The sequence below is a fragment of the Sphingopyxis sp. JAI128 genome (genome assembly GCF_014207235.1).
Lineage (GTDB): Bacteria > Pseudomonadota > Alphaproteobacteria > Sphingomonadales > Sphingomonadaceae > Sphingopyxis.
Genome location: NZ_JACHDA010000002.1, coordinates 296,392 through 313,877, shown reverse-complemented (window position 1 = coordinate 313,877; position 17,486 = coordinate 296,392). Strand labels below are relative to the sequence as shown.

At 65.4% G+C, this 17,486-nt stretch carries 17 protein-coding genes and 2 tRNA genes; 12 read left to right on the top strand and 7 right to left on the bottom strand.

Going from position 1 to position 17,486, the window contains the following annotated elements:
* Positions 1-6: 6 nt before the first annotated feature.
* From HDC35_RS05430 to HDC35_RS05420, 3 genes are all read right to left on the bottom strand, one after another.
* On the bottom strand, positions 7-324 hold the full coding sequence (locus HDC35_RS05430) for a DUF1294 domain-containing protein (RefSeq protein ID WP_184644470.1): 318 nt from the start codon (positions 322-324) through the stop codon (positions 7-9).
* A gap of 62 nt (positions 325-386) precedes the next feature.
* The gene (ruvX, locus tag HDC35_RS05425) at positions 387-845 is read right to left on the bottom strand and encodes a Holliday junction resolvase RuvX (protein WP_184644468.1); all 459 of its coding nucleotides are present in this window, start codon (positions 843-845) and stop codon (positions 387-389) included.
* Between the two features lie 95 nt (positions 846-940).
* Positions 941-2,239 (bottom strand): DUF3089 domain-containing protein, encoded by a 1,299-nt coding sequence (locus HDC35_RS05420; protein ID WP_184644466.1) that lies wholly within the window; start codon positions 2,237-2,239, stop codon positions 941-943.
* Between the two features lie 204 nt (positions 2,240-2,443).
* Here HDC35_RS05420 and HDC35_RS05415 point away from each other — a divergent pair, with 204 nt between their 5' ends.
* From HDC35_RS05415 to HDC35_RS05390, 6 genes are all read left to right on the top strand, one after another.
* The gene (locus HDC35_RS05415) at positions 2,444-4,225 is read left to right on the top strand and encodes a DUF4153 domain-containing protein (RefSeq protein WP_184644464.1); all 1,782 of its coding nucleotides are present in this window, start codon (positions 2,444-2,446) and stop codon (positions 4,223-4,225) included.
* Positions 4,226-4,418: 193 nt separating this feature from the next.
* Entirely contained in the window at positions 4,419-4,721 is a 303-nt protein-coding gene (gene gatC / locus HDC35_RS05410; protein WP_184644462.1) for an Asp-tRNA(Asn)/Glu-tRNA(Gln) amidotransferase subunit GatC, read from the top strand.
* Positions 4,721-6,202, top strand: a complete 1,482-nt coding sequence (gene gatA / locus HDC35_RS05405) for an Asp-tRNA(Asn)/Glu-tRNA(Gln) amidotransferase subunit GatA (RefSeq protein ID WP_184644460.1) — start codon at positions 4,721-4,723, stop codon at positions 6,200-6,202. Before gatC ends, gatA begins: the two co-directional genes overlap by 1 nt.
* A 68-nt stretch (positions 6,203-6,270) precedes the next feature.
* On the top strand, positions 6,271-6,672 hold the full coding sequence (locus HDC35_RS05400) for a hypothetical protein (RefSeq protein WP_184644458.1): 402 nt from the start codon (positions 6,271-6,273) through the stop codon (positions 6,670-6,672).
* Positions 6,665-8,131: an Asp-tRNA(Asn)/Glu-tRNA(Gln) amidotransferase subunit GatB gene (gene gatB / locus HDC35_RS05395; RefSeq protein ID WP_184644457.1), complete on the top strand. Its 1,467-nt coding sequence runs from the start codon at positions 6,665-6,667 to the stop codon at positions 8,129-8,131. The genes HDC35_RS05400 and gatB overlap by 8 nt, the downstream gene beginning before the upstream one ends.
* 10 nt (positions 8,132-8,141) lie before the next feature.
* Positions 8,142-9,473, top strand: coding sequence for an amidohydrolase family protein (locus HDC35_RS05390; protein WP_184644456.1), 1,332 nt, complete (start codon positions 8,142-8,144; stop codon positions 9,471-9,473).
* Here the strand turns inward: HDC35_RS05390 and HDC35_RS05385 are convergent.
* Positions 9,470-11,155: an amidohydrolase gene (locus HDC35_RS05385; protein WP_184644455.1), complete on the bottom strand. Its 1,686-nt coding sequence runs from the start codon at positions 11,153-11,155 to the stop codon at positions 9,470-9,472. The genes HDC35_RS05390 and HDC35_RS05385 overlap by 4 nt on opposite strands.
* 188 nt (positions 11,156-11,343) lie before the next feature.
* Entirely contained in the window at positions 11,344-11,541 is a 198-nt protein-coding gene (locus HDC35_RS05380) for a hypothetical protein (RefSeq protein WP_136174099.1), read from the bottom strand.
* A 168-nt stretch (positions 11,542-11,709) separates the two neighbouring features.
* Between HDC35_RS05380 and HDC35_RS05375 the strand changes: the two genes are divergently transcribed.
* Both HDC35_RS05375 and tig read left to right on the top strand, forming a co-directional pair.
* Positions 11,710-11,794 (top strand) — tRNA-Leu (locus HDC35_RS05375).
* 88 nt (positions 11,795-11,882) lie between these two features.
* Positions 11,883-13,514, top strand: coding sequence for a trigger factor (gene tig, locus HDC35_RS05370; RefSeq protein ID WP_184645211.1), 1,632 nt, complete (start codon positions 11,883-11,885; stop codon positions 13,512-13,514).
* 294 nt (positions 13,515-13,808) lie between these two features.
* Here tig and HDC35_RS05365 read toward each other — a convergent pair whose 3' ends face one another.
* Entirely contained in the window at positions 13,809-14,426 is a 618-nt protein-coding gene (locus tag HDC35_RS05365) for a DNA-3-methyladenine glycosylase (RefSeq protein WP_184644454.1), read from the bottom strand.
* A 102-nt stretch (positions 14,427-14,528) separates the two neighbouring features.
* On the opposite strand from HDC35_RS05365, the gene HDC35_RS05360 reads away from it, so the two are divergent.
* A complete protein-coding gene (locus HDC35_RS05360) occupies positions 14,529-14,846 on the top strand; it encodes a 2Fe-2S iron-sulfur cluster-binding protein (RefSeq protein ID WP_058802016.1) in 318 nt (105 codons plus the stop codon).
* Between the two features lie 3 nt (positions 14,847-14,849).
* On the opposite strand, the gene rlmB is transcribed toward HDC35_RS05360, so the two are convergent.
* On the bottom strand, positions 14,850-15,617 hold the full coding sequence (gene rlmB, locus HDC35_RS05355; protein WP_184644453.1) for a 23S rRNA (guanosine(2251)-2'-O)-methyltransferase RlmB: 768 nt from the start codon (positions 15,615-15,617) through the stop codon (positions 14,850-14,852).
* Positions 15,618-15,698: 81 nt separating this feature from the next.
* On the opposite strand from rlmB, the gene HDC35_RS05350 reads away from it, so the two are divergent.
* The 3 genes from HDC35_RS05350 to gntA all read left to right on the top strand — a co-directional run bounded on the left by HDC35_RS05350 (position 15,699) and on the right by gntA (position 17,482).
* A tRNA-Tyr gene (locus tag HDC35_RS05350) sits at positions 15,699-15,784 on the top strand.
* Between the two features lie 250 nt (positions 15,785-16,034).
* Complete coding sequence (locus tag HDC35_RS05345; RefSeq protein ID WP_184644452.1) at positions 16,035-16,601, top strand: type 1 glutamine amidotransferase domain-containing protein; 567 nt, start codon at positions 16,035-16,037, stop codon at positions 16,599-16,601.
* Positions 16,602-16,795: 194 nt separating this feature from the next.
* Positions 16,796-17,482: a guanitoxin biosynthesis heme-dependent pre-guanitoxin N-hydroxylase GntA gene (gene gntA, locus HDC35_RS05340; RefSeq protein ID WP_184645209.1), complete on the top strand. Its 687-nt coding sequence runs from the start codon at positions 16,796-16,798 to the stop codon at positions 17,480-17,482.
* Positions 17,483-17,486: the final 4 nt, after the last annotated feature.

Sequence of the window (17,486 nt, the reverse complement as noted above, 5' to 3'; positions counted from 1 at the left end):
GAGCGTTTAAGAGGCGGCGCGCCAATAGGCAAGCGCCGTAGCGGCGAGCGGATCGAGGAAACCCGCAAGCCAGAGCGCGAGCAGCAGCAGCTGCAGCACGAGGTAGACGAACATGGTCGCGGCAAAGGGCTGTTTTCGCGTCTTGTGGCGCACGGCGCGCGACGCGAGCACAGTGCCCGCCGCGCCGCCGAAAAAGGCCCAGCCGAGCAGGGTGTTTTCGCTGATCCGGTCGTCGCCGTTTTCGGCGCGGCGCTTGTCGACAACCATCAGGACGAAGGCGGTCAGGTTCGCGAAGATCAGCCAATAAGCGAAATAACGGGCCATGCGGATCGCTTAGGGGCAAAATCTTAAGATGCCGCGTAGCGCCGCGCGCGCAGGGCAGGGCCTTAGCGCGTCATCGCATCGATCGCGCCTTGCAGGATGAAGGCGGCGGCGGCGCTGTCGACACGCTCGGCGCGTTTGGCGCGGCTGACGTCGGCGGCGATCATCGCGCGTTCGACCGCGGCGGTCGACCAGCGTTCGTCCCAGAGGAGCAGGGGAAGGCCGAGCGGGGCGATATTGCGCGCGAAGGCGCGCGTGCTTTGCGTGCGCGGGCTGTCGCTGCCGTCCATGCTGAGCGGCAGGCCGACGACGAGGCCGACGATATTGTGCTGCGCGACGAGGGTCTTCAGCGTTTCGAGATCGACCGAGAATTTCTTGCGGACGATCGTCTTGTCGGGGGTCGCGAAGCTCCAGTTCGTGTCGCAAAAGGCGACGCCGATCGTCTTGGTGCCGACGTCGAGCCCCATGAGGCGGCCGCCGGCCGGGAAGTTGGCAGCGAAGTCGGGGGCGGCGGTGGCGATCATGCGCCCTCCCTAGCCGTTCGTGTCGAGCGAAGTCGAGACACCGTGAAGGCGTGCGCGAACGATGGGCATCTCGATCTCGCTCGATGCGAACGGAATCAGGTTTTCGGTGCCGCAGCGGGTGGGGCCGCCGGAGGCGTCGGCGGTGCAACCGGCGCAGCCGCGGGCGGCACCGGCGACGGCTTGCCTTCGTAGGTGGCGAGGCGGCGGAGTGCGTCGGCGCGGACATTCGCCCAGAAGAGGGTGATGTCGTAGACATGATAATTGTTGCCCGGCAGCACATAGCCCGCGACGACATAATCTTTCGCCACGTCGGCGTCGCCGATCATGAGGAAACCGCGCGTATCGTCGCACTTCGCGCCGATCTTGCCCGCGATCAGCGCGCCCGACTTGAAGCCTTCGGTGGGTTTCAGCGTGCCGATATTGGCCTCCGCCGGCGCCTCGGTGTCGGGGATGCCGGTGAGCGGGTTGGTGCAGAGCATCCGCGTGCCCGCGCGCGGGCGGCCGTCGAAACCGATCGTGCCGTCATAGGCGTCGGTGACCATCACCGGGTCGGCGGGGTCGGCAAAGGTCGCCCAGCCGAGGATGCAGCCCTTTTGCTCGGGCGTCCGGCATTCGGGAAGGCCGAGCCCGGCGATGTCGGTGTCGAGGCTGACCGGCCAGCCGACCACATAGGCGGCGACGATGCGCTTTGCGAGCGGGGTGCCCGCGATGCGCGTCTTGAGCAGGGTCGTGAGGTGGAGCGCGCCCTGGCTGTGGCCCGCGAGGATGATCGGCTTGTCCTTGGGGATGCCGGCGAGGAAGGCGTCGAACGCCTCCTCGACGTCGCGATAGGCCGAATCGATCGCCTTGCCCGCGGTGACGCGATCCTCGGCGAGGAAGGCACCGAGCGTCGCCTGGCGGTAGCGCGGCGCCCAGATTTCGCCCGCGTCGGCAAAGGCACTCGCCATGCCTTGCACGAAGAGGTTCGCGCGATGGTCCGAATCGCGGTCCTCGAGCGGGGCGTTCCAGCTCGAGCGGCTGTAATAGCTGGTCGGGTGGACGAAGAAGACCGCGGCGTCGCCCCTTTCGAACCGCGCGTCTGTGGACCCTTGAGCCGCCTGGGCGGGCGGGATGAGCGGGGCGGCGGCTTTTTCGCCGGGAAGGTCGGAGCCGGGGGTCTCGCTGCCGTCGGCGGCGGGGCGCCACGCCGAGGGGTCCTTTTCCATGCCCGGCCGCGCGAACCACATTTTGGGATCGTCATAGGCGTTGGGTGCGACCGCGGCCTGCGGTTTGAATTCGGTGCTGGGGACGAAGGCGGTGCGCGCGATCCAGCCGGGGAACAGCTGGTAAACGACTCCGGCGGCAAGGATGAGGAGGATGATCGCGGCGATGACGTAAAGGAATTTGCGGGCCAAATGGGGGCTCCATGGGGGAGAAAGAGATCGTTTCGGGCATCTTTACCCGTTCGCATCGAGCGAAGTCGAGATGCCTCTCAGCGGTAGTTTGCTCCGACAGGCGTCTCGACCTCGCTCGACACGAACGGCAACGGGGATTGGTTCCCGCAAATCGCGTGCAGCTTTGGCTTGCCCGCGCATATGAAACAATCGCAGATTGCACCCATGACCGACGCCACCGCACCCACCGCCGATTCGACCCCGCCCGTATCGGCACGCCTCGACGACAATGATCCGCCATGGCCGCTGCGCCCGTGGATCATGGCGGCGATCTGTGCGGTTTCCGGGCTCGTTTTCCACCTGCTGATCGACCATCCTTATGACGATCCGCTCGCGCATTGGCGCGGCGCGCTGGCGGCGGGTGTTGCGGCGGCGGCGGCGGTCTTCGTGCTCGGGGTCGAGCCGAGGCGCTGGCATTGGGCGCTGGGTTTTGCGCTGTTATGGGGCGCGGTGATGGGGCTGATCACCTGGCATTCGGCAGGCTATAACGTTGGCGGATCGCCGGTCGAGTGGCCGTTCTGGTCGGGACTGCTCGCGGTGCTCGTCGCGACGCCCTTGTTCCAGACGCGCCGCGATTTCGCGCCCGACTGGCGGTTCTGGAAATTGTGGACGATGCCGTACCAGCGGCTGCACAGCCATGCGTGGACCGACGCGGTGATCGGCGCGGCGAGCCTGGCGTTCGTCGGCATCGCCTTCCTGCTGACGGTCTTGATCGGGCAGATGTTCAAGCTGATCGGGATCAATTTGATCTTCGACCTTTTGAATGACGAATGGTTCGGGTGGATGCTCGCGGGCGCAGCGTTCGGCGGTGCGGTCGGGCTGCTGCGCGAGCGCGATCGGCTGGTTTCGACGTTGCAGCGGCTGGTGATGATCGTGCTCGCGGTGCTCGCGCCCGTGCTCGCGGTCGCGCTGGTGCTGTTCCTGCTCTCGCTCGCCGGGACGGGGCTGACGCCGCTGTGGGATTCGGGTTTTTCGACGGCGGCGGTGATGATGGGCGCGGCGGCGTTCGCGGTGCTGCTTGCCAATGCGGTGATCGGCAATGGCCGCGACGATCGTGCGACGAACCCGGCGCTGCGCTGGGCGGCGCCCGTGCTGGCGGTGGCGGTGCTGCCGCTCGCGGTCATCGCCTTTTATTCGATGCACTTGCGCGTGATCCAGTACGGCTGGACGCCCGAGCGCCTATGGGGTTTGATCGCGGCGCTGATCGCGCTGGGCTATGGCGTGGCCGGACTGTGGGCGGTGGCGCGAGGGCGGCGCGATTTCGACGACTGGTTGCGGCCGCTCCAGCAGAAGCTCGCGATCGGGCTGACGCTGCTCGCGCTGTTCCTTGCGCTGCCGATCCTCGATTTCGGGGCGATTTCGACGCGCGATCAGGTGGCGCGGTTGAAGTCGGGCGCGACGCCGGTGGAGAAATTCGACTGGGCGGCGATGGCTTTCGATTTCGGGCCGAGCGGGCGCGCGGCGCTGACGGACATGGCGAAGTCGGTCGACAGGACGAAAGCGGGTCTCGCGAGTTGGGCGCTGAAAGCGAAGGACCGCTGGACGCTCGGCCGCGACAGCGACGAGATGACGCCGCGCGATGCTGCCTTCGGTGCGCGCAGGATCGAAGAGAAAGTGCGGGTGTTCCCCGCGGCGCGGCCGCTGCCCGCCGAGCTTTATGCTTTGTTCGACCAGCGGAGCCTTTGCCGCACGGATCCCTGTATCGCGCAATGGGTGGGCGACAACCGCGTCGCGGTGATTTCGGATAGCGGCATGGTGTCACACTTCGCGGTCGACGCCGCGTCGAAGAAATGGACCGACTATTATGAAGGAAGCGACGATGCGGCCGAACAGAAGCGGCGCGAATTGACTGTCGATGACATCGAAAAGGGCAGCGTCGAAGTGCGAGCCGTGTCGCGGCGTCAGATTTTCGTAAACGGCAAGCCGGTGGGCGGCGATTTCGAATAAGTTGGTCCTCGCTGCCGCAGAACGGTGGAGAGGGGGACTGTCGGCGTCGCCGATGGTGGAAGGGGCTGCGCCATCGCCCCTCCGTCAGCGCTTCGCGCTGCCACCTCCCCATGGCTTCGCCACAGGGAGGATCATGGTTGAAGCGATCCGGCGAGGATGCTAGCGGCGCGGCTTCGTTAAAGTTAGGGCGATCATGGCAATCGATCAGGCAACGGTCAGGAAAATAGCGTCGCTGGCGCGCATCGCGATCAGCGATGCCGAAGCCGCCGCGATGGAAGGCGAATTGAACGGCATTTTGGGCTGGGTCGAGCAACTCGGCGAGGTCGATGTGACCGGGGTCGAACCGATGACCGCGGTGATCCCGAACACGCTGCGGCTGCGCGACGATGTCGTCGATGCCGACCCGCTGACCGGCGGCAACCGCCGCGACGATGTGCTGGCGAACGCGCCGGCGCCGCAGCACGGCTTTTTCGGCGTTCCCAAGGTGATCGAATAATGACCGAGCTTACGAACCTGACCGTTGCAGAGATCCGCGACGGGCACCGCGCAGGCGATTTCAGCGCCGTCGAGGTCGCCGAGGCGTTCAACGCCAATGTCGCGGGCGCGAAGGCGCTCAATGCATTCATTGTCGAGACGCCCGAGCATGCGCTGGCTGCGGCGAAGCAGGCCGACGCCGACCGCGCCGCGGGGACGCTGAAGCCGCTGTCGGGCGTGCCGATCGGGATGAAGGATTTGTTCGCGACGAACGGCGTCCAGACGACCGCCGCGAGCCATATGCTCGAAGGCTTTGTGCCGCGCTATGAATCGACTGTCTCGCAGAAATTGTGGGACGCGGGCTGCGGCATGCTCGGCAAGCTCAACCTCGATCAGTTCGCGATGGGCTCGTCGAACGAGACGAGCTATTTCGGCAATGTGATCAGCCCGTGGAAGCGCAACGACGGTGGTAACGCCGCGCTCGCGCCGGGCGGATCGTCGGGCGGGTCGTCGTCGGCGATCGCGGCGCGGCTGTGCCCCGCGGCGACGGGGACCGACACCGGCGGGTCGATCCGCCAGCCCGCGGCCTTCACGGGCATTTCGGGCATCAAGCCGACCTATGGCCGCTGCTCGCGCTGGGGCATCGTGGCGTTCGCCAGCTCGCTCGATCAGGCAGGGCCGATGGCGCGCGACGTCCGCGACTGCGCGATCATGCTCGAGAATATGGCGGGCTTCGATCCCAAGGACGCGACGAGCCTCGATATGGCGGTCCCCAATTGGGAAGCGGCTTTGTCGAGCGATCTCAAGGGCAAGACGGTCGGTATTCCGAAGGAATATCGCCTCGACGGCATCGATCCCGACATCGACGCTATGTGGGATGCGGGCATCGCGATGCTGAAGGATGCGGGGGCCGAGGTCGTCGAGATCAGCCTGCCGCACACCAAATATGCGCTGCCGGCATACTATATCATCGCGCCCGCCGAGGCGTCGTCGAACCTCGCGCGCTATGACGGCGTGCGATACGGTCTGCGCGACCTGCCCCAGGGCGCGGGGTTGCAGGACATGTACGCCGCGACGCGCGCCGAGGGCTTCGGGCCGGAGGTCAAGCGCCGCATCATGATCGGCACCTATGTGCTGTCGGCGGGCTTTTACGACGCCTATTATACGCAGGCGCAGAAGGTGCGGACGCTGATCGCGCGCGATTTCGAACAGGCGTTTGCGTCGTGCGACGTGATCCTCGCGCCGACCGCGCCGTCGGCGGCGTTCGGGCTCGGCGAGAAGATGGCCGACCCGCTGGCGATGTACCTCAACGACGTGTTCGCGGTGCCCGCGAGCCTCGCGGGCCTGCCCGCGATGTCGGTCCCCGCGGCGCTCAACCGCGAAGGGCTGCCGCTGGGCCTCCAGATCATCGGCAAGGCGTTCGACGAGCAGGGCGTGCTCAACGCCGGGCTGGCAATTGAAGAGCGGGCGGGCTTTACGGCGCGCGCCGAGAAGTGGTGGTAGGGGGTAAGAAGGCCGCTGTTGAATCCGATCCGTTTGACGCGGAGGCTGCGCGGTGGGAACGAGCTATATTGATTATCAGCATCCCGCACGCGGCGGCGTTCGGAGCGTTTATCAGCACTTATGATTTTAGACAGGAGTGGGCCTTTGTAGAGGGGTCAGCGTTTTTGGTTTTTCTTCAAGTTACTACCGTCTGGTTGGGATGGGTCCACGACCTTCTCAGGAACACCTTTCTCCGGGTGGGGCATATGGGGTTTTGGCAGGCCTTCAAGCATGGCGGCCTATTCATTTTATGCTTCATCTTTCCCGTTGCAGTGGCGATTGTTTCGATTTTTTCCGGTCCGTATGTGGACGGAACCGCGATATTCTTAATCGGTGTCACAATGTTTTCGTGGGTGTTTGCCGTTATCGGATCCGCATCCCAAAGCTATTTGAGGATGATGAAATTGCTCGGGATAAATTTGCATGACTGACTATCGCATCAAGGGCGAAACCGGCGAGTGGGAGGTCGTGATCGGCCTTGAGGTCCATGCGCAGATCACGACCAACGCCAAATTGTTTTCGGGCGCCGCGACGGCGTTCGGGGCCGAGCCGAACACGCAGGTATCGCTGGTCGATGCCGCGATGCCGGGGATGCTGCCGGTGCCGAACCGCGAGTGCATCCGCCAGGCGGTGCGCACGGGCATGGCGATCGAGGCCGAGATCAACAAATGGTCGCGCTTCGACCGCAAGAATTACTTCTATGCCGACCTGCCGCAGGGTTACCAGATTTCACAGCTTTATCATCCGCTTGTTGGCGAAGGTTCGCTGACGATCGAGGCTGATGAAAAGGCGGGGATTCCCCAAGCCAAGCGCATCGGCATCGAGCGCATCCACGTCGAGCAGGATGCCGGCAAGCTGATGCACGACCAGCATCCGACGATGTCCTATGTCGACCTCAATCGATCAGGCGTCGCGCTGATGGAGATTGTGTCGCGCCCCGACATGCGCTCGCCCGCCGAGGCCGGAGCCTATGTGCGCAAGCTGCGCTCGATTCTGCGCTATGTCGGCTCGTGCGACGGCAATATGGAAGAGGGCTCGATGCGCGCCGACGTCAATGTGTCGGTTCGCAAGCCCGGCGACGAATTCGGAACGCGCACCGAGACGAAGAATGTCAATTCGGTGCGCTTCGTGATGGCGGTGATCGAGGGTGAGGCGAAGCGCCAGGTCGAACTGATCGAAAGCGGCGGCACGGTGGTGCAGGAAACGCGGCTCTACGATCCCGACCGGAATGAGACGCGCTCGATGCGGTCGAAGGAAGACGCGCATGATTATCGCTATTTCCCCGATCCCGACTTGCTGCCGCTGATCCTCGACGATGACTTCCTCGCCGAGTGCCGCGCGAGCTTGCCCGAACTGCCCGACGCCAAACGCGCGCGCTACCTGAGCGAAGGCATTTCGGCGTATAACGCCGACGTGCTGACCGCCGAGGTCGAGGCGGCGCGCTGGTTCGATACGTTGCTTGAGGCGGGCGCGAAGCCCGTCGCGGCGGCGAACTGGGTGACGAGCGAATTGTTCGGCGCGCTCAACCGGCTGGGCCGCGACATTTCGGATTCGCCGGTCAGTCCCGCGCAGGCCGCCGAATTGCTCGGCCTCGTCGCCGACGGCACGATTTCGGGGACGATCGCGAAGGCGGTGTTCGAAAAAATGCTCGAAACCGGCGACGGCGCTGCGGCGATCGTCGAGCGTGAGGGCCTCAAGCAGACGAGCGACACCGGCGCGATCGAGGCCGAGATCGCCAAGGTGCTCGCCGCCAATGCCGACAAGGTCGAACAGTATAAGGGCGGCAAGGAAGCGCTGTTCGGTTTCTTCGTCGGCCAGACGATGAAGGCGATGCAGGGCAAGGCGAACCCGCAGGTGGTGAACGAATTGCTGAAGAAGGCGCTGGGCTGAGGATGCGCGGATGCTCCGCGCACTCCTGACCCTCTGGCTGCTCGCCGCCTGCGCCACGCTCACGCGCGCCGAGACGGTCGTCTTCACCGACGTCAACGTCGTGCCGATGGACCGCGAGCGCGTGATCCCGCGCACGACGGTGATCGTCACCGATGGCGTGATTTCGAGTATCGGGATCAAGGCGAAGCTGCCCCCGGGGACGCCGGTGATCGACGGCAAGGGCGCTTGGCTGGCGCCCGGCCTCGCCGACATGCACAATCATGTGACGACCCGCGAGGATCTGTCGCTGCTGCTCGCGAACGGCGTCACGACGATGCTCAACATGGGCGAGGCGACGAACGGCTTTGCCGGGCGCACACGGATCGCGGTGAATGCGGGCAAGGTGCCGGGGCCGCAGATATTCACTGCACTCGCGGTCGATGGCAGCCCGCTATATGGGCATCTGGTCATCGCAACGCCTGAGGATGCGCGCGCGATCGTCGGGATTGCGAAGGCCAACGGCTACAGCTTCGTCAAAGTCTATACGAACCTGTCGGCCGAAGTTTTTGCGGCGCTCGCCGAGGAAGCGAAAGCGCAGGGTATCGGCGTCGTCGGGCACAATGCAAAGGCGGTCGGCCTCGCAAAGCAGCTTGCCGCGGGGCAGTCGATGGTCGCGCATGTCGAGGAATTTTTCTATGGCTTCTTCCCCGAACCGCCCGCGGACGACCAGCAGGCGCCGCCCGAAGACGCGCGGATCGCCGATGCGATCGCGTTGGTGAAGGCGCATGGCGCCTTCGTCACGTCGGACCTGTTCAACTATCAGACGATCGCGGCGCAATTCGGCAAGCCCGAAGTGGTGAAGGCCTATCTCGCGGTGCCCGAAGCGCGCTATCTGTCGCCGGGCGACCGGATCGGCTGGGCGCATTCGGGGTATCAAAAAAAGGCGGTCGACCTGTCGCGCCGCGTGGCATTCGAGGCGCGCTTCGTGAAGGCGATGGCCGATGCCGGCGTGCCCTTGATCACCGGCGGTGATGCGCCGACGATCCCCGGGCAGATTCCAGGCTTTGCGCTGCACGAGGAGATCGACGCGATGCTCGCCGCCGGGCTGACGCCGTGGCAGGCGCTGTCGGCGGCCACGCGCACACCGGGCGAGTTTATCGCGAGAACGGTGCCGAGGGCCGCGAAGTTCGGCGTCGTGGCGCCGGGCTATCGCGCCGATCTGCTCCTCGTCGCCGAAAACCCGCTGGCGAAGCCCGCGGCCTTGCGCGCGCCGATCGGGGTCATGGCCGGGGGGCGCTGGCACGACGCCGCGGCGCTCAAGGCGATGCTGGCCGACCTCGAGGCCCGGCGCGTCGTGCCTTAACGGGCCGCCTGCCAGACGCTTTTCCCTTCCTTCACGGTCTCCAGAACCTTGATGCCCTTGATGGCATCGACCGGGGTCGTCAGCGGGTTCTTGTCGAGGATGACGAAATCGGCGAGCAGGCCGGCTTTGATGCGGCCCTTGCGGTCCTCCTCGCGCGCCTGCCACGCGGGGCCGGTGGTGAGCGCCTGCAGCGCGGCATAGGCGTCCAGCCGCTCGCTCCCGCCGCTGACGACGCCCGTCGGCGAAATGCGCGCCATCGAGGTCCAGAGCATGAAGCGCGTGTCGAGCGGAGTGACGCTGTAGTCGCTGTGATTGGACGCGATCAGCCCCTCTGCGCGCGCCGAGGCGAAGGGGCTGATGAAATCGACGACGTCATCGGGGAAGTTCGTGCGGTGGACGTCGGCCCAATACCAGCTGTGGTTCGAAAAATAGGCGGGGCCGACGCCGATGCGTTTGTAGGCGGCGAGCTGGTCGCGGCGCTGGAACTGCGAGTGGATGACGATCGGGCGGCGGTCGTCGGCCGCGTTGATCCCTAGCGCGTCGAAGCCCTTGATCGCCATGTCGATCGCGGCATCGCCGTTGGCGTGGACGAAGAGCTGCCAGCCGCGGTCGTCGACCTTGCGCGCGAGCGTTTCGAACTCCTCCTGCTTCACGATCGGCTGGCCGTGCCACGGATGCGCGCCATCGGGGGCGCCGCGCGCATAGTCGCGGGTGAAGAAGGCGGTGCGCGCCTGCGGGCTGCCGTCGAGGATGAACTTGATGCCCTGGCGTTTCACATGGCCCTCGTACGTGCCGAATTGCAGCGCGGGATCGGCGAGCAACGCGTCGAGCCCGGTAAAGACCGGCAGCAGGGCAAGGTCGATCTTGAGCCGTTCGCGCGCGGCGGCGCCGGTGAAGAAGGCGAGGTCGGCGGGCTGGGTCGCGCCGTCCTGCGCGTGCGTATAGCCTTCGGCGAAATAGCGCGCCTGCGCGGCGTCGAGCATCGCGAGCTTCTGTTCGGCGGTCGGCTGCGGCAGCGCGGGCAGCAACCGGTACATCGCCTTTTCGAGCAGCACGCCATTGAGGCGCCCGGCGGGGTCGCGCAGCATCAGCCCACCGGGGTCGGGCTGGCTTGCGTCCGACAGGCCCGCGGCGGCGAGCGCGGGGCTGTTCGCGACGAGGCCGTGGAGCGAGATATGGAGCAGCACGATCTTGTGGTCGGGCGACACGGCATCGAGCTCGGCGCGGGTGATGTGGCGTTTTTCGGCGAGCGCCTCTTCATTATATTGCCAGACGACGACCCAGCCGCCCTTCGGAATGGCGCGGCGTGCGATATGGTCGCGAACGACGGCTTGCAGCCCGGCGATGTCGGTGACGGGCGGTAGCGCCTTGTCCCAAAGATCGAGCCCGCCGGCCATCTGGAGCGCCACCGCAAAATGCGAATGCGCGTCGATAAAGCCGGGAAGCATCGTCGCGCCTTCGAGGTCGCGGACCGCGGCGTCCTTGCCCGCCGCCTTGCGCGCCTCCTTTTCGGGGCCGGCAAAGGCGATGCGGTCGCCGGTCGTGACCACCGCCTCGACGATCTGCGGCGTGTCGCCATCCATCGTGACGATCGGGCCGCCGCGATAGAGTGTCGTTTGCTGCGCGATGGCGGGCGATGCGGTTGCCACGAGCAGCGCAATGGCGGCGGTCAGTCTTATCATGTCGTCTCTCCCCGGTGTCATCGTGGCGGCGGGGGAGGGGGCGGGTCAAGTGCTTAGCAAGCTAAAAATCCTCCCTGCGGCTTTTGCCGCTGACGGAGGGACCGTAGCGCACAGGTTGTCGGCCCCTCCACCCCTCGCTGCGCGAGCGGTCACCTTTCCCCCGCTGCGCGACAGGGAGGATATTGCGACTAAACCTGTTGCGGCGGCACTTCGCTGGGGCCGCGGCCGGGTTCGTCGATATCGCCGCCGCCCGGACGGCCCGGCACCTCGGCGGGCTGGCCGGCGGGATCTTCGAGCGGCGTCGGCTGCACCGGCTGTTCGGGCGGCGATTGCGGTTCGATCGTGTCGGGTTTGGGCTTGGGAAGCGGGTCAGGGTTACTCGCCATGGTCATTCTCCTTGACCCGATCAACGAACGGACGCGAAGCATGTTCCGCCCGCGGATTATCGCGCCTTGTGCCCCTTGCCCTCGGCCACGCGTCTGCTATAGCCCCGCGCGGCCCGCACGGGCGTGCGCGGCAGCGCGCGATTTCGTGCACCCGGCCGAAAAACACCTGCGGGCGTGGCGGAATTGGTAGACGCGCTGGTTTTAGGTACCAGTATCGCAAGATGTGGGGGTTCGAGTCCCTTCGCCCGCACCATTCTGCAATGCAGGCCGGGATCATGAGGAACTTCGCCATATTGGCGGGGTTCGGATACGAGATTTTGAGCAAGGATAAGACCAAGGCAATGAAGACCGTCGAAACGCTGAACGAAGGCCTGAAGCGCGAATATCGCGTGACCATCACCGCCAAGGATATCGACAGCCGTGTCGACGACGAGGTGAAGAGCATCGCCCCGACCGTCCGCATGCCCGGTTTCCGTCCCGGCAAGGTTCCGCCGAACCTCATTCGCAAGATGCACGGCGCCGCGCTGTCGGCCGATGCGCTCAACAAGGCGATCGACCAGGGCGTGCGCGACCTGATGGCGAAGGAAAAGCTCCGCCCGGCGCTCCAGCCCGCGGTGACGCTGGCCGACGGTTATGAAGCCGGCAAGGACGCCGAGATCACCGTCGCGCTCGAAGTGCTGCCCGAGATCGAAACGCCTTCGATCGAGGGCCTGAAGCTCGAACGCCTGACCGTTCCCGCCGACGACAAGGCCGTGATGGCCAAGATCGAGGAATTCGCCGCGCAGATGAAGCGCTTCGAAGACGCGCCGAAGAGCAAGAAGGCCGCGACCGGCGACCAGGTCATCATCGACTTCGCGGGCAGCGTCGACGGCGTCGCCTTCGACGGCGGCACCGGCGAGGACATGGCGGTCGAAATCGGTTCGGGCCAGCTTATCCCCGGCTTCGAAGACCAGCTGGTCGGCACCAAGGTCGGCGACGAAAAGGTGCTGAAGGTCACCTTCCCCGACGAATATCCGGTCGAGAACCTGAAGGGCAAGCCCGCCGAATTCGCGATCACGGTCAAGGAACTGAAGGTTCCCGCCGCGTCGAAGATCGACGACGAGTTCGCCAAGTCGCTCGGCCTCGAAAGCCTCGACAAGCTGAAAGAGCTGATGAAGGATCAGGTCGAGCAGGAACATAACGGCCTGACGCGCACCTATATGAAGCGCAAGCTGCTCGACCAGCTCGCCGCTTCGCACGACTTCGACGTGCCGCCGACGATGGTCGAGGCCGAATTCAACCAGATCTGGCAGCAGCTGGAGCATGAAGTCAGCCACGAGGAAGACCCCGAAGTGGCGAAGGCCGAACTCGAAAAGGATCGTGACGATTATCGCGCGATCGCGGTGCGCCGCGTCCGTCTGGGCCTGCTCCTCTCGGAAATCGGCCAGGCGCATGGCGTCCAGGTGTCGAACCAGGAAATGCAGCGCCTGATCGCACAGGCCGCGCAGCAATATCGCCCCGAAGACCGTCAGCGCTTCATCGAATATGTGCAGCAGGACGCGCTCGCCGCGGCCCAGCTGCGTGCGCCGCTCTATGAAGACAAGGTCGTCGACTTCCTGTTCGAAAAGGCCGAGATCAGCGATCGCGAAACCACCCGCGAGGAACTGGAAGCCGCGATCGAAGCCGACGACGACGGCCACGTCCATGGTCCGGGCTGCGGCCACGACCACGATCATGACGCAAAGCCCGCCAAAAAGGCCGCCGCGAAGAAGCCGGCCGCCAAGAAGGACGCCGTGAAGGACGAGGCCAAGGAAGAAAAGGCCGCGGCCGAGCCCAAGAAGGCGCCGGCGAAGAAGGCTGACGCTGCCCCCGCCAAGAAGGCCGAGGAAAAGCCCGCTGCGGCGAAGAAGGCCGCCCCGGCAAAGGCCGCTGCGGCCGAAAAGGCCGAGCCTGCGAAGAAGGCCCCGGCCAAGAAGGCGGCTGCCAAGAAATAAGCTTCGGCGGACGATCGAATTAAAAGGCCGGGTGGAGGATGCTCCGCCCGGCCTTTTTTCGTCCGGCCATTGTCATTGCGTTCCCGCGGTGGCGCTGCGCGCCGTCCGCGACTCCGCGGGAATGACGAGTGAGGATAGGCGTGATGACCCCATCACACCATATTCGCGCGTAAAGCCCGGGATGATTCCTTCGCGGTGCGGGTGGATGCGCTGGACGAGATGCGATGTGACGCCGAGGGAGAGCGTGCCGTTGCGACGCGATGCGCGAACGTGGAGAGATCGACCCGCCTTAAACTAGATCACATCCATATTGTAACAGTGCCAGCTGAAGATCGCGGCGGCGCCGCGGTGGGGGCGCCAGGGTTCGGCCAGTTCGCGCGCCTGTTTCTCGCTCGGCCGCGCGCCCAATTGGAGGATGCGGCCGACGGCTTCCTGCACCGCAAGATCGCCCGCGGGCCAGATGTCGGGGCGCCCCTCGGCAAAGAGCAGGTAGATTTCGGCCGACCAGCGCCCGATGCCCTTGACGCGCGTGAGCAGGGCGATCGCCTCCTCGTCGTCGGCGGGCAGCGCGTCGAAGGTGAGGTCGCCGTCGATGATCAGTTGCGCGAGGCTTTTGGCATAGCCCTGTTTCTGCCCCGACAGGCCGCAGGCGCGCAGCGTGTCGAAATCGGCCGCCGCGATCACCTCGGCGGGGCAGCCTTCGCCGAATTGCGCCTCGAGCTTGTTCCAGATCGAATTGGCGGCGGCGACGCTGACCTGCTGGCCGACGATGGTGCGCAGCAGCGTGGTGTAGCCCGGCGCACGGATGCGCGGTTCGGGGTAGCCGGCGTTACCGAGCGCGCGCGCGAAATTGGCGTCGCTCGCCGCGAGCGCGTCGATCCCCGCATTCAGCTGCTGCTGGCTGAGGTCCATCGCGATATTCTCCTTTTGTTCCCGCGACCGTCTTTAGCAACGCTTGATTTGGGGCGCAACGCGCGACATAGCGCCACCGACATCAAAGATATGGGGACTAGCATGGCGAAGCTGATTGTCGTGACGCGCGACGGAACCGAGCATGAGATCGAGGGCGACACCAGCCTGACCGTGATGGAAAATATCCGCGACGCCGGCTTCGACGAACTGCTGGCGCTGTGCGGCGGTTGCTGTTCGTGCGCGACGTGCCACGTCCATGTCGAAGCGGGTGCGACCGACCAGCTTCCGGCGATGAGCGAGGACGAGAATGACCTGCTCGATTCGACCACCGACCGCGACGAGGGGTCGCGCCTGTCGTGCCAGATTCCGTTCAGCGACGCGCTCGACGGCCTCCGCGTGCGGATCGCCGCCGAGGATTGAGTCTTACTGGCCCGCCGTCGCGACCGCGTAGAGCGCGATCGCCGCGGCGTTCGAGATATTGAGGCTTTCCATCCGCGGCGAGATGGGGAGCTTTGCCAGCACGTCGCAATGTTCCATGACATTGTGGCGCATGCCGTCGCCTTCGGAGCCGAGCACGAGCGCGACCTTGCTGCCGTCGAGCGTCGAGCCCAGCGTCGTTTCGGTGTCGCCCATCAGCCCGATGCGCCAATATTGCGCCTCGGCGATTTCCTCCAGCGCGCGCGACAGGTTGACGACGCGCACCCACGGCACGGTTTCGAGCGCGCCCGACGCCGAGCGCGCGATCACGCCGCTTTCGGGCGGGCTGTGGCGATCCTGCGTGATGATCGCGGCGGCATCGAACGCGGCGGCCGAGCGCAGGACGGCGCCGATATTGTGCGGATCGGTGACCTGGTCGAGGACGATCAGCGGGCGCTTGCTATCGGCGTCGCTTTCCTGCTGCAACAGGTCGCCGAGATAGACGCCTTCGAGCGGGTCGACCTCGATCACCAGCCCCTGATGCGGCGCATCGCGGGCGACGAGCCGCGCGAGGTCGGTCACGTCGGCGTAAGAAATGGGAATCACCGGCGGCAGGTCGAGCTGGCCCAGCGCTTCGCGCGTGCCCCAGATGCGCTTGACGGTGCGTTCGGGGTTGGCGAGCGCCGCCAATACGGCGTGGCGCCCCCAGAAACGGATGGCCTGACCGCGCTGGTTTCCACCCGACGGGCGACGGTGACGGGAAAATTGTCTCATAGCGCCGCGCCTTTCCCATGACTGGCATTGACAGGCAAGCCTCGTTTCGCCATTGGACCGCTTCCCAAAGCGGGCCCCAATGGACAGGTGGCCGAGTGGTTAAAGGCAGCAGACTGTAAATCTGCCCGGGTTTCCGTACGCTGGTTCGAATCCAGCCCTGTCCACCAAACTCCAAAATCCGCAGCGCGAACTCCCGTCGAAAAGGCAAGTAAACCCAAGGCTTGCGACCTGATTCGCGTCCAAGGGCGTCCACGCCAGTTCACCCGTAGCCAATTTCTCCCGTGGGAGAAAATGTGGGAGAACAGGCGCATGCCGAGCCTGACTGCGGTCCGTGTAATTCCGGCTGCCGAGCCGGCCGCCGCAACAACCGGCTTTGCCATGCATTGGTCCGATGGAGACACGAAAAGGAAAAACATCATGACCAAATCCGAAATCCTCTCGTCGCGGCGCATCCTCATCATGGCGACGGACGGCTTTGAACAGTCCGAGCTGGACGTGCCGCTCGAGCGGCTCCAGGCTGCCGGCGCCGAAGTCGACATCGCGTCGATCGGGACCGACGACATCACCGGATGGGACGGGGATGACTGGGGCGACGAGATCGAAGTTGACCTTCGGATCGCGGATGTACGCGTTGACGACTATGATGCGCTGGTGCTGCCGGGTGGACAGATCAATCCCGACCTCCTGCGCGTCGAGGAGAAGGCGGTGGCGCTGATCCGGGCCTTTGCCGACGCGGACAAGCCGATCGCCGCCATCTGCCACGCGCCTTGGCTGCTGATCGAGGCTGGCCTTGCGAAGGGGCGGCGGATGACGAGTTACAAGTCGATACGCACCGACATCGCCAACGCCGGCGCCGATGTGGTGGACGAGGAAGTCGTCGTCGATGGCAATATCGTCACCAGCCGCTGTCCCGACGATCTTCCAGCCTTTTGCGATGCGATCATCGACATGCTGGCGACCGCTGCGGCTCCTGCCTCTGGCTGAGGAGGCTCCATGGCCTCGGTCGGCGGAGCGGGCCGGGGCCGACGCCTGACCGGACGGGAATGCCATCGTCGGCGGGCCGACCGTGGCGAGCCGGGGTTGGGGGCAGCGGCGGGGTTATGGGGGATCGCGGCGAAAATCGATCCAACCCAGGTTAATCGGCTGCAACTGTGACAGCGCAAGTCGGTTTCAGCAGCATGCTACCGCCAACCGACAACAGTTCCCACCCACTCGCACAACGTTTTCAGGCCTTCATCCGGGACGCGGAATTTCCGTGCGTCGGGGCGAAGTCGGCGCTGGCACGCGACCAGATACGCTTTGTGGTGGGCCGAGACATGCGCTCGGCTTGGGACGATCTGCGCATCTATCCCAATCTTCTCGATCTTGCGTGGAGCTATGCCCGCGAGCCTAGCCTGTTCCACTCGCTCGTCGTGATCTTCGAGGAAGACGGCGGGCTCGACGAGGCGGGGTTCGAGGCCTGCCTCTGGGACCGGCTCGAATCTCTGAGCCGGAAGGATGATTGGGCAGGGCAGCCGCCCGATCCGCGCGTGAGCCACCGTCCCGATGATCCCCATTTCTCGCTGAGTTTCGGGGGCGAAGCATTTTTCGTCGTCGGCCTTCATCCGCGCGCGAGCCGTCCCGCGCGGCGGTTCGAGCGCCCGGCGCTGGTATTCAATCTCCATGACCAGTTCGAAAAGCTGCGCGAAGCGAACGTCTACGAGACGATGCGAAGCAAGATCATCGCGCGCGACGTCGCGCTTGCGGGCAGCGCAAACCCGATGCTCGCCCGTCATGGTGACGTGTCGGAAGCGCGACAATATTCGGGCCGCGCCGTTGGTCCCGAATGGCGTTGCCCCTTCTCGGGTCGAAGCACTGGCGCCTGATCGG

Bases quoted from the DNA above. Each gene is read 5' to 3' on its own strand.
- rlmB (WP_184644453.1), bottom strand. From the start codon at position 15,617: ATGAGACAATTTTCCCGTCACCGTCGCCCGTCGGGTGGAAACCAGCGC.
- ruvX (WP_184644468.1), bottom strand. From the start codon at position 845: ATGATCGCCACCGCCGCCCCCGACTTCGCTGCCAACTTCCCGGCCGGC.
- HDC35_RS05360 (WP_058802016.1), top strand. From the start codon at position 14,529: ATGGCGAAGCTGATTGTCGTGACGCGCGACGGAACCGAGCATGAGATC.
- HDC35_RS05380 (WP_136174099.1), bottom strand. From the start codon at position 11,541: ATGGCGAGTAACCCTGACCCGCTTCCCAAGCCCAAACCCGACACGATC.
- gatB (WP_184644457.1), top strand. From the start codon at position 6,665: ATGACTGACTATCGCATCAAGGGCGAAACCGGCGAGTGGGAGGTCGTG.
- gatA (WP_184644460.1), top strand. From the start codon at position 4,721: ATGACCGAGCTTACGAACCTGACCGTTGCAGAGATCCGCGACGGGCAC.
- HDC35_RS05365 (WP_184644454.1), bottom strand. From the start codon at position 14,426: ATGGACCTCAGCCAGCAGCAGCTGAATGCGGGGATCGACGCGCTCGCG.
- tig (WP_184645211.1), top strand. From the start codon at position 11,883: ATGAAGACCGTCGAAACGCTGAACGAAGGCCTGAAGCGCGAATATCGC.
- HDC35_RS05385 (WP_184644455.1), bottom strand. From the start codon at position 11,155: ATGATAAGACTGACCGCCGCCATTGCGCTGCTCGTGGCAACCGCATCG.
- HDC35_RS05415 (WP_184644464.1), top strand. From the start codon at position 2,444: ATGACCGACGCCACCGCACCCACCGCCGATTCGACCCCGCCCGTATCG.
- gatC (WP_184644462.1), top strand. From the start codon at position 4,419: ATGGCAATCGATCAGGCAACGGTCAGGAAAATAGCGTCGCTGGCGCGC.
- gntA (WP_184645209.1), top strand. From the start codon at position 16,796: ATGCTACCGCCAACCGACAACAGTTCCCACCCACTCGCACAACGTTTT.
- HDC35_RS05390 (WP_184644456.1), top strand. From the start codon at position 8,142: ATGCTCCGCGCACTCCTGACCCTCTGGCTGCTCGCCGCCTGCGCCACG.
- HDC35_RS05430 (WP_184644470.1), bottom strand. From the start codon at position 324: ATGGCCCGTTATTTCGCTTATTGGCTGATCTTCGCGAACCTGACCGCC.
- HDC35_RS05345 (WP_184644452.1), top strand. From the start codon at position 16,035: ATGACCAAATCCGAAATCCTCTCGTCGCGGCGCATCCTCATCATGGCG.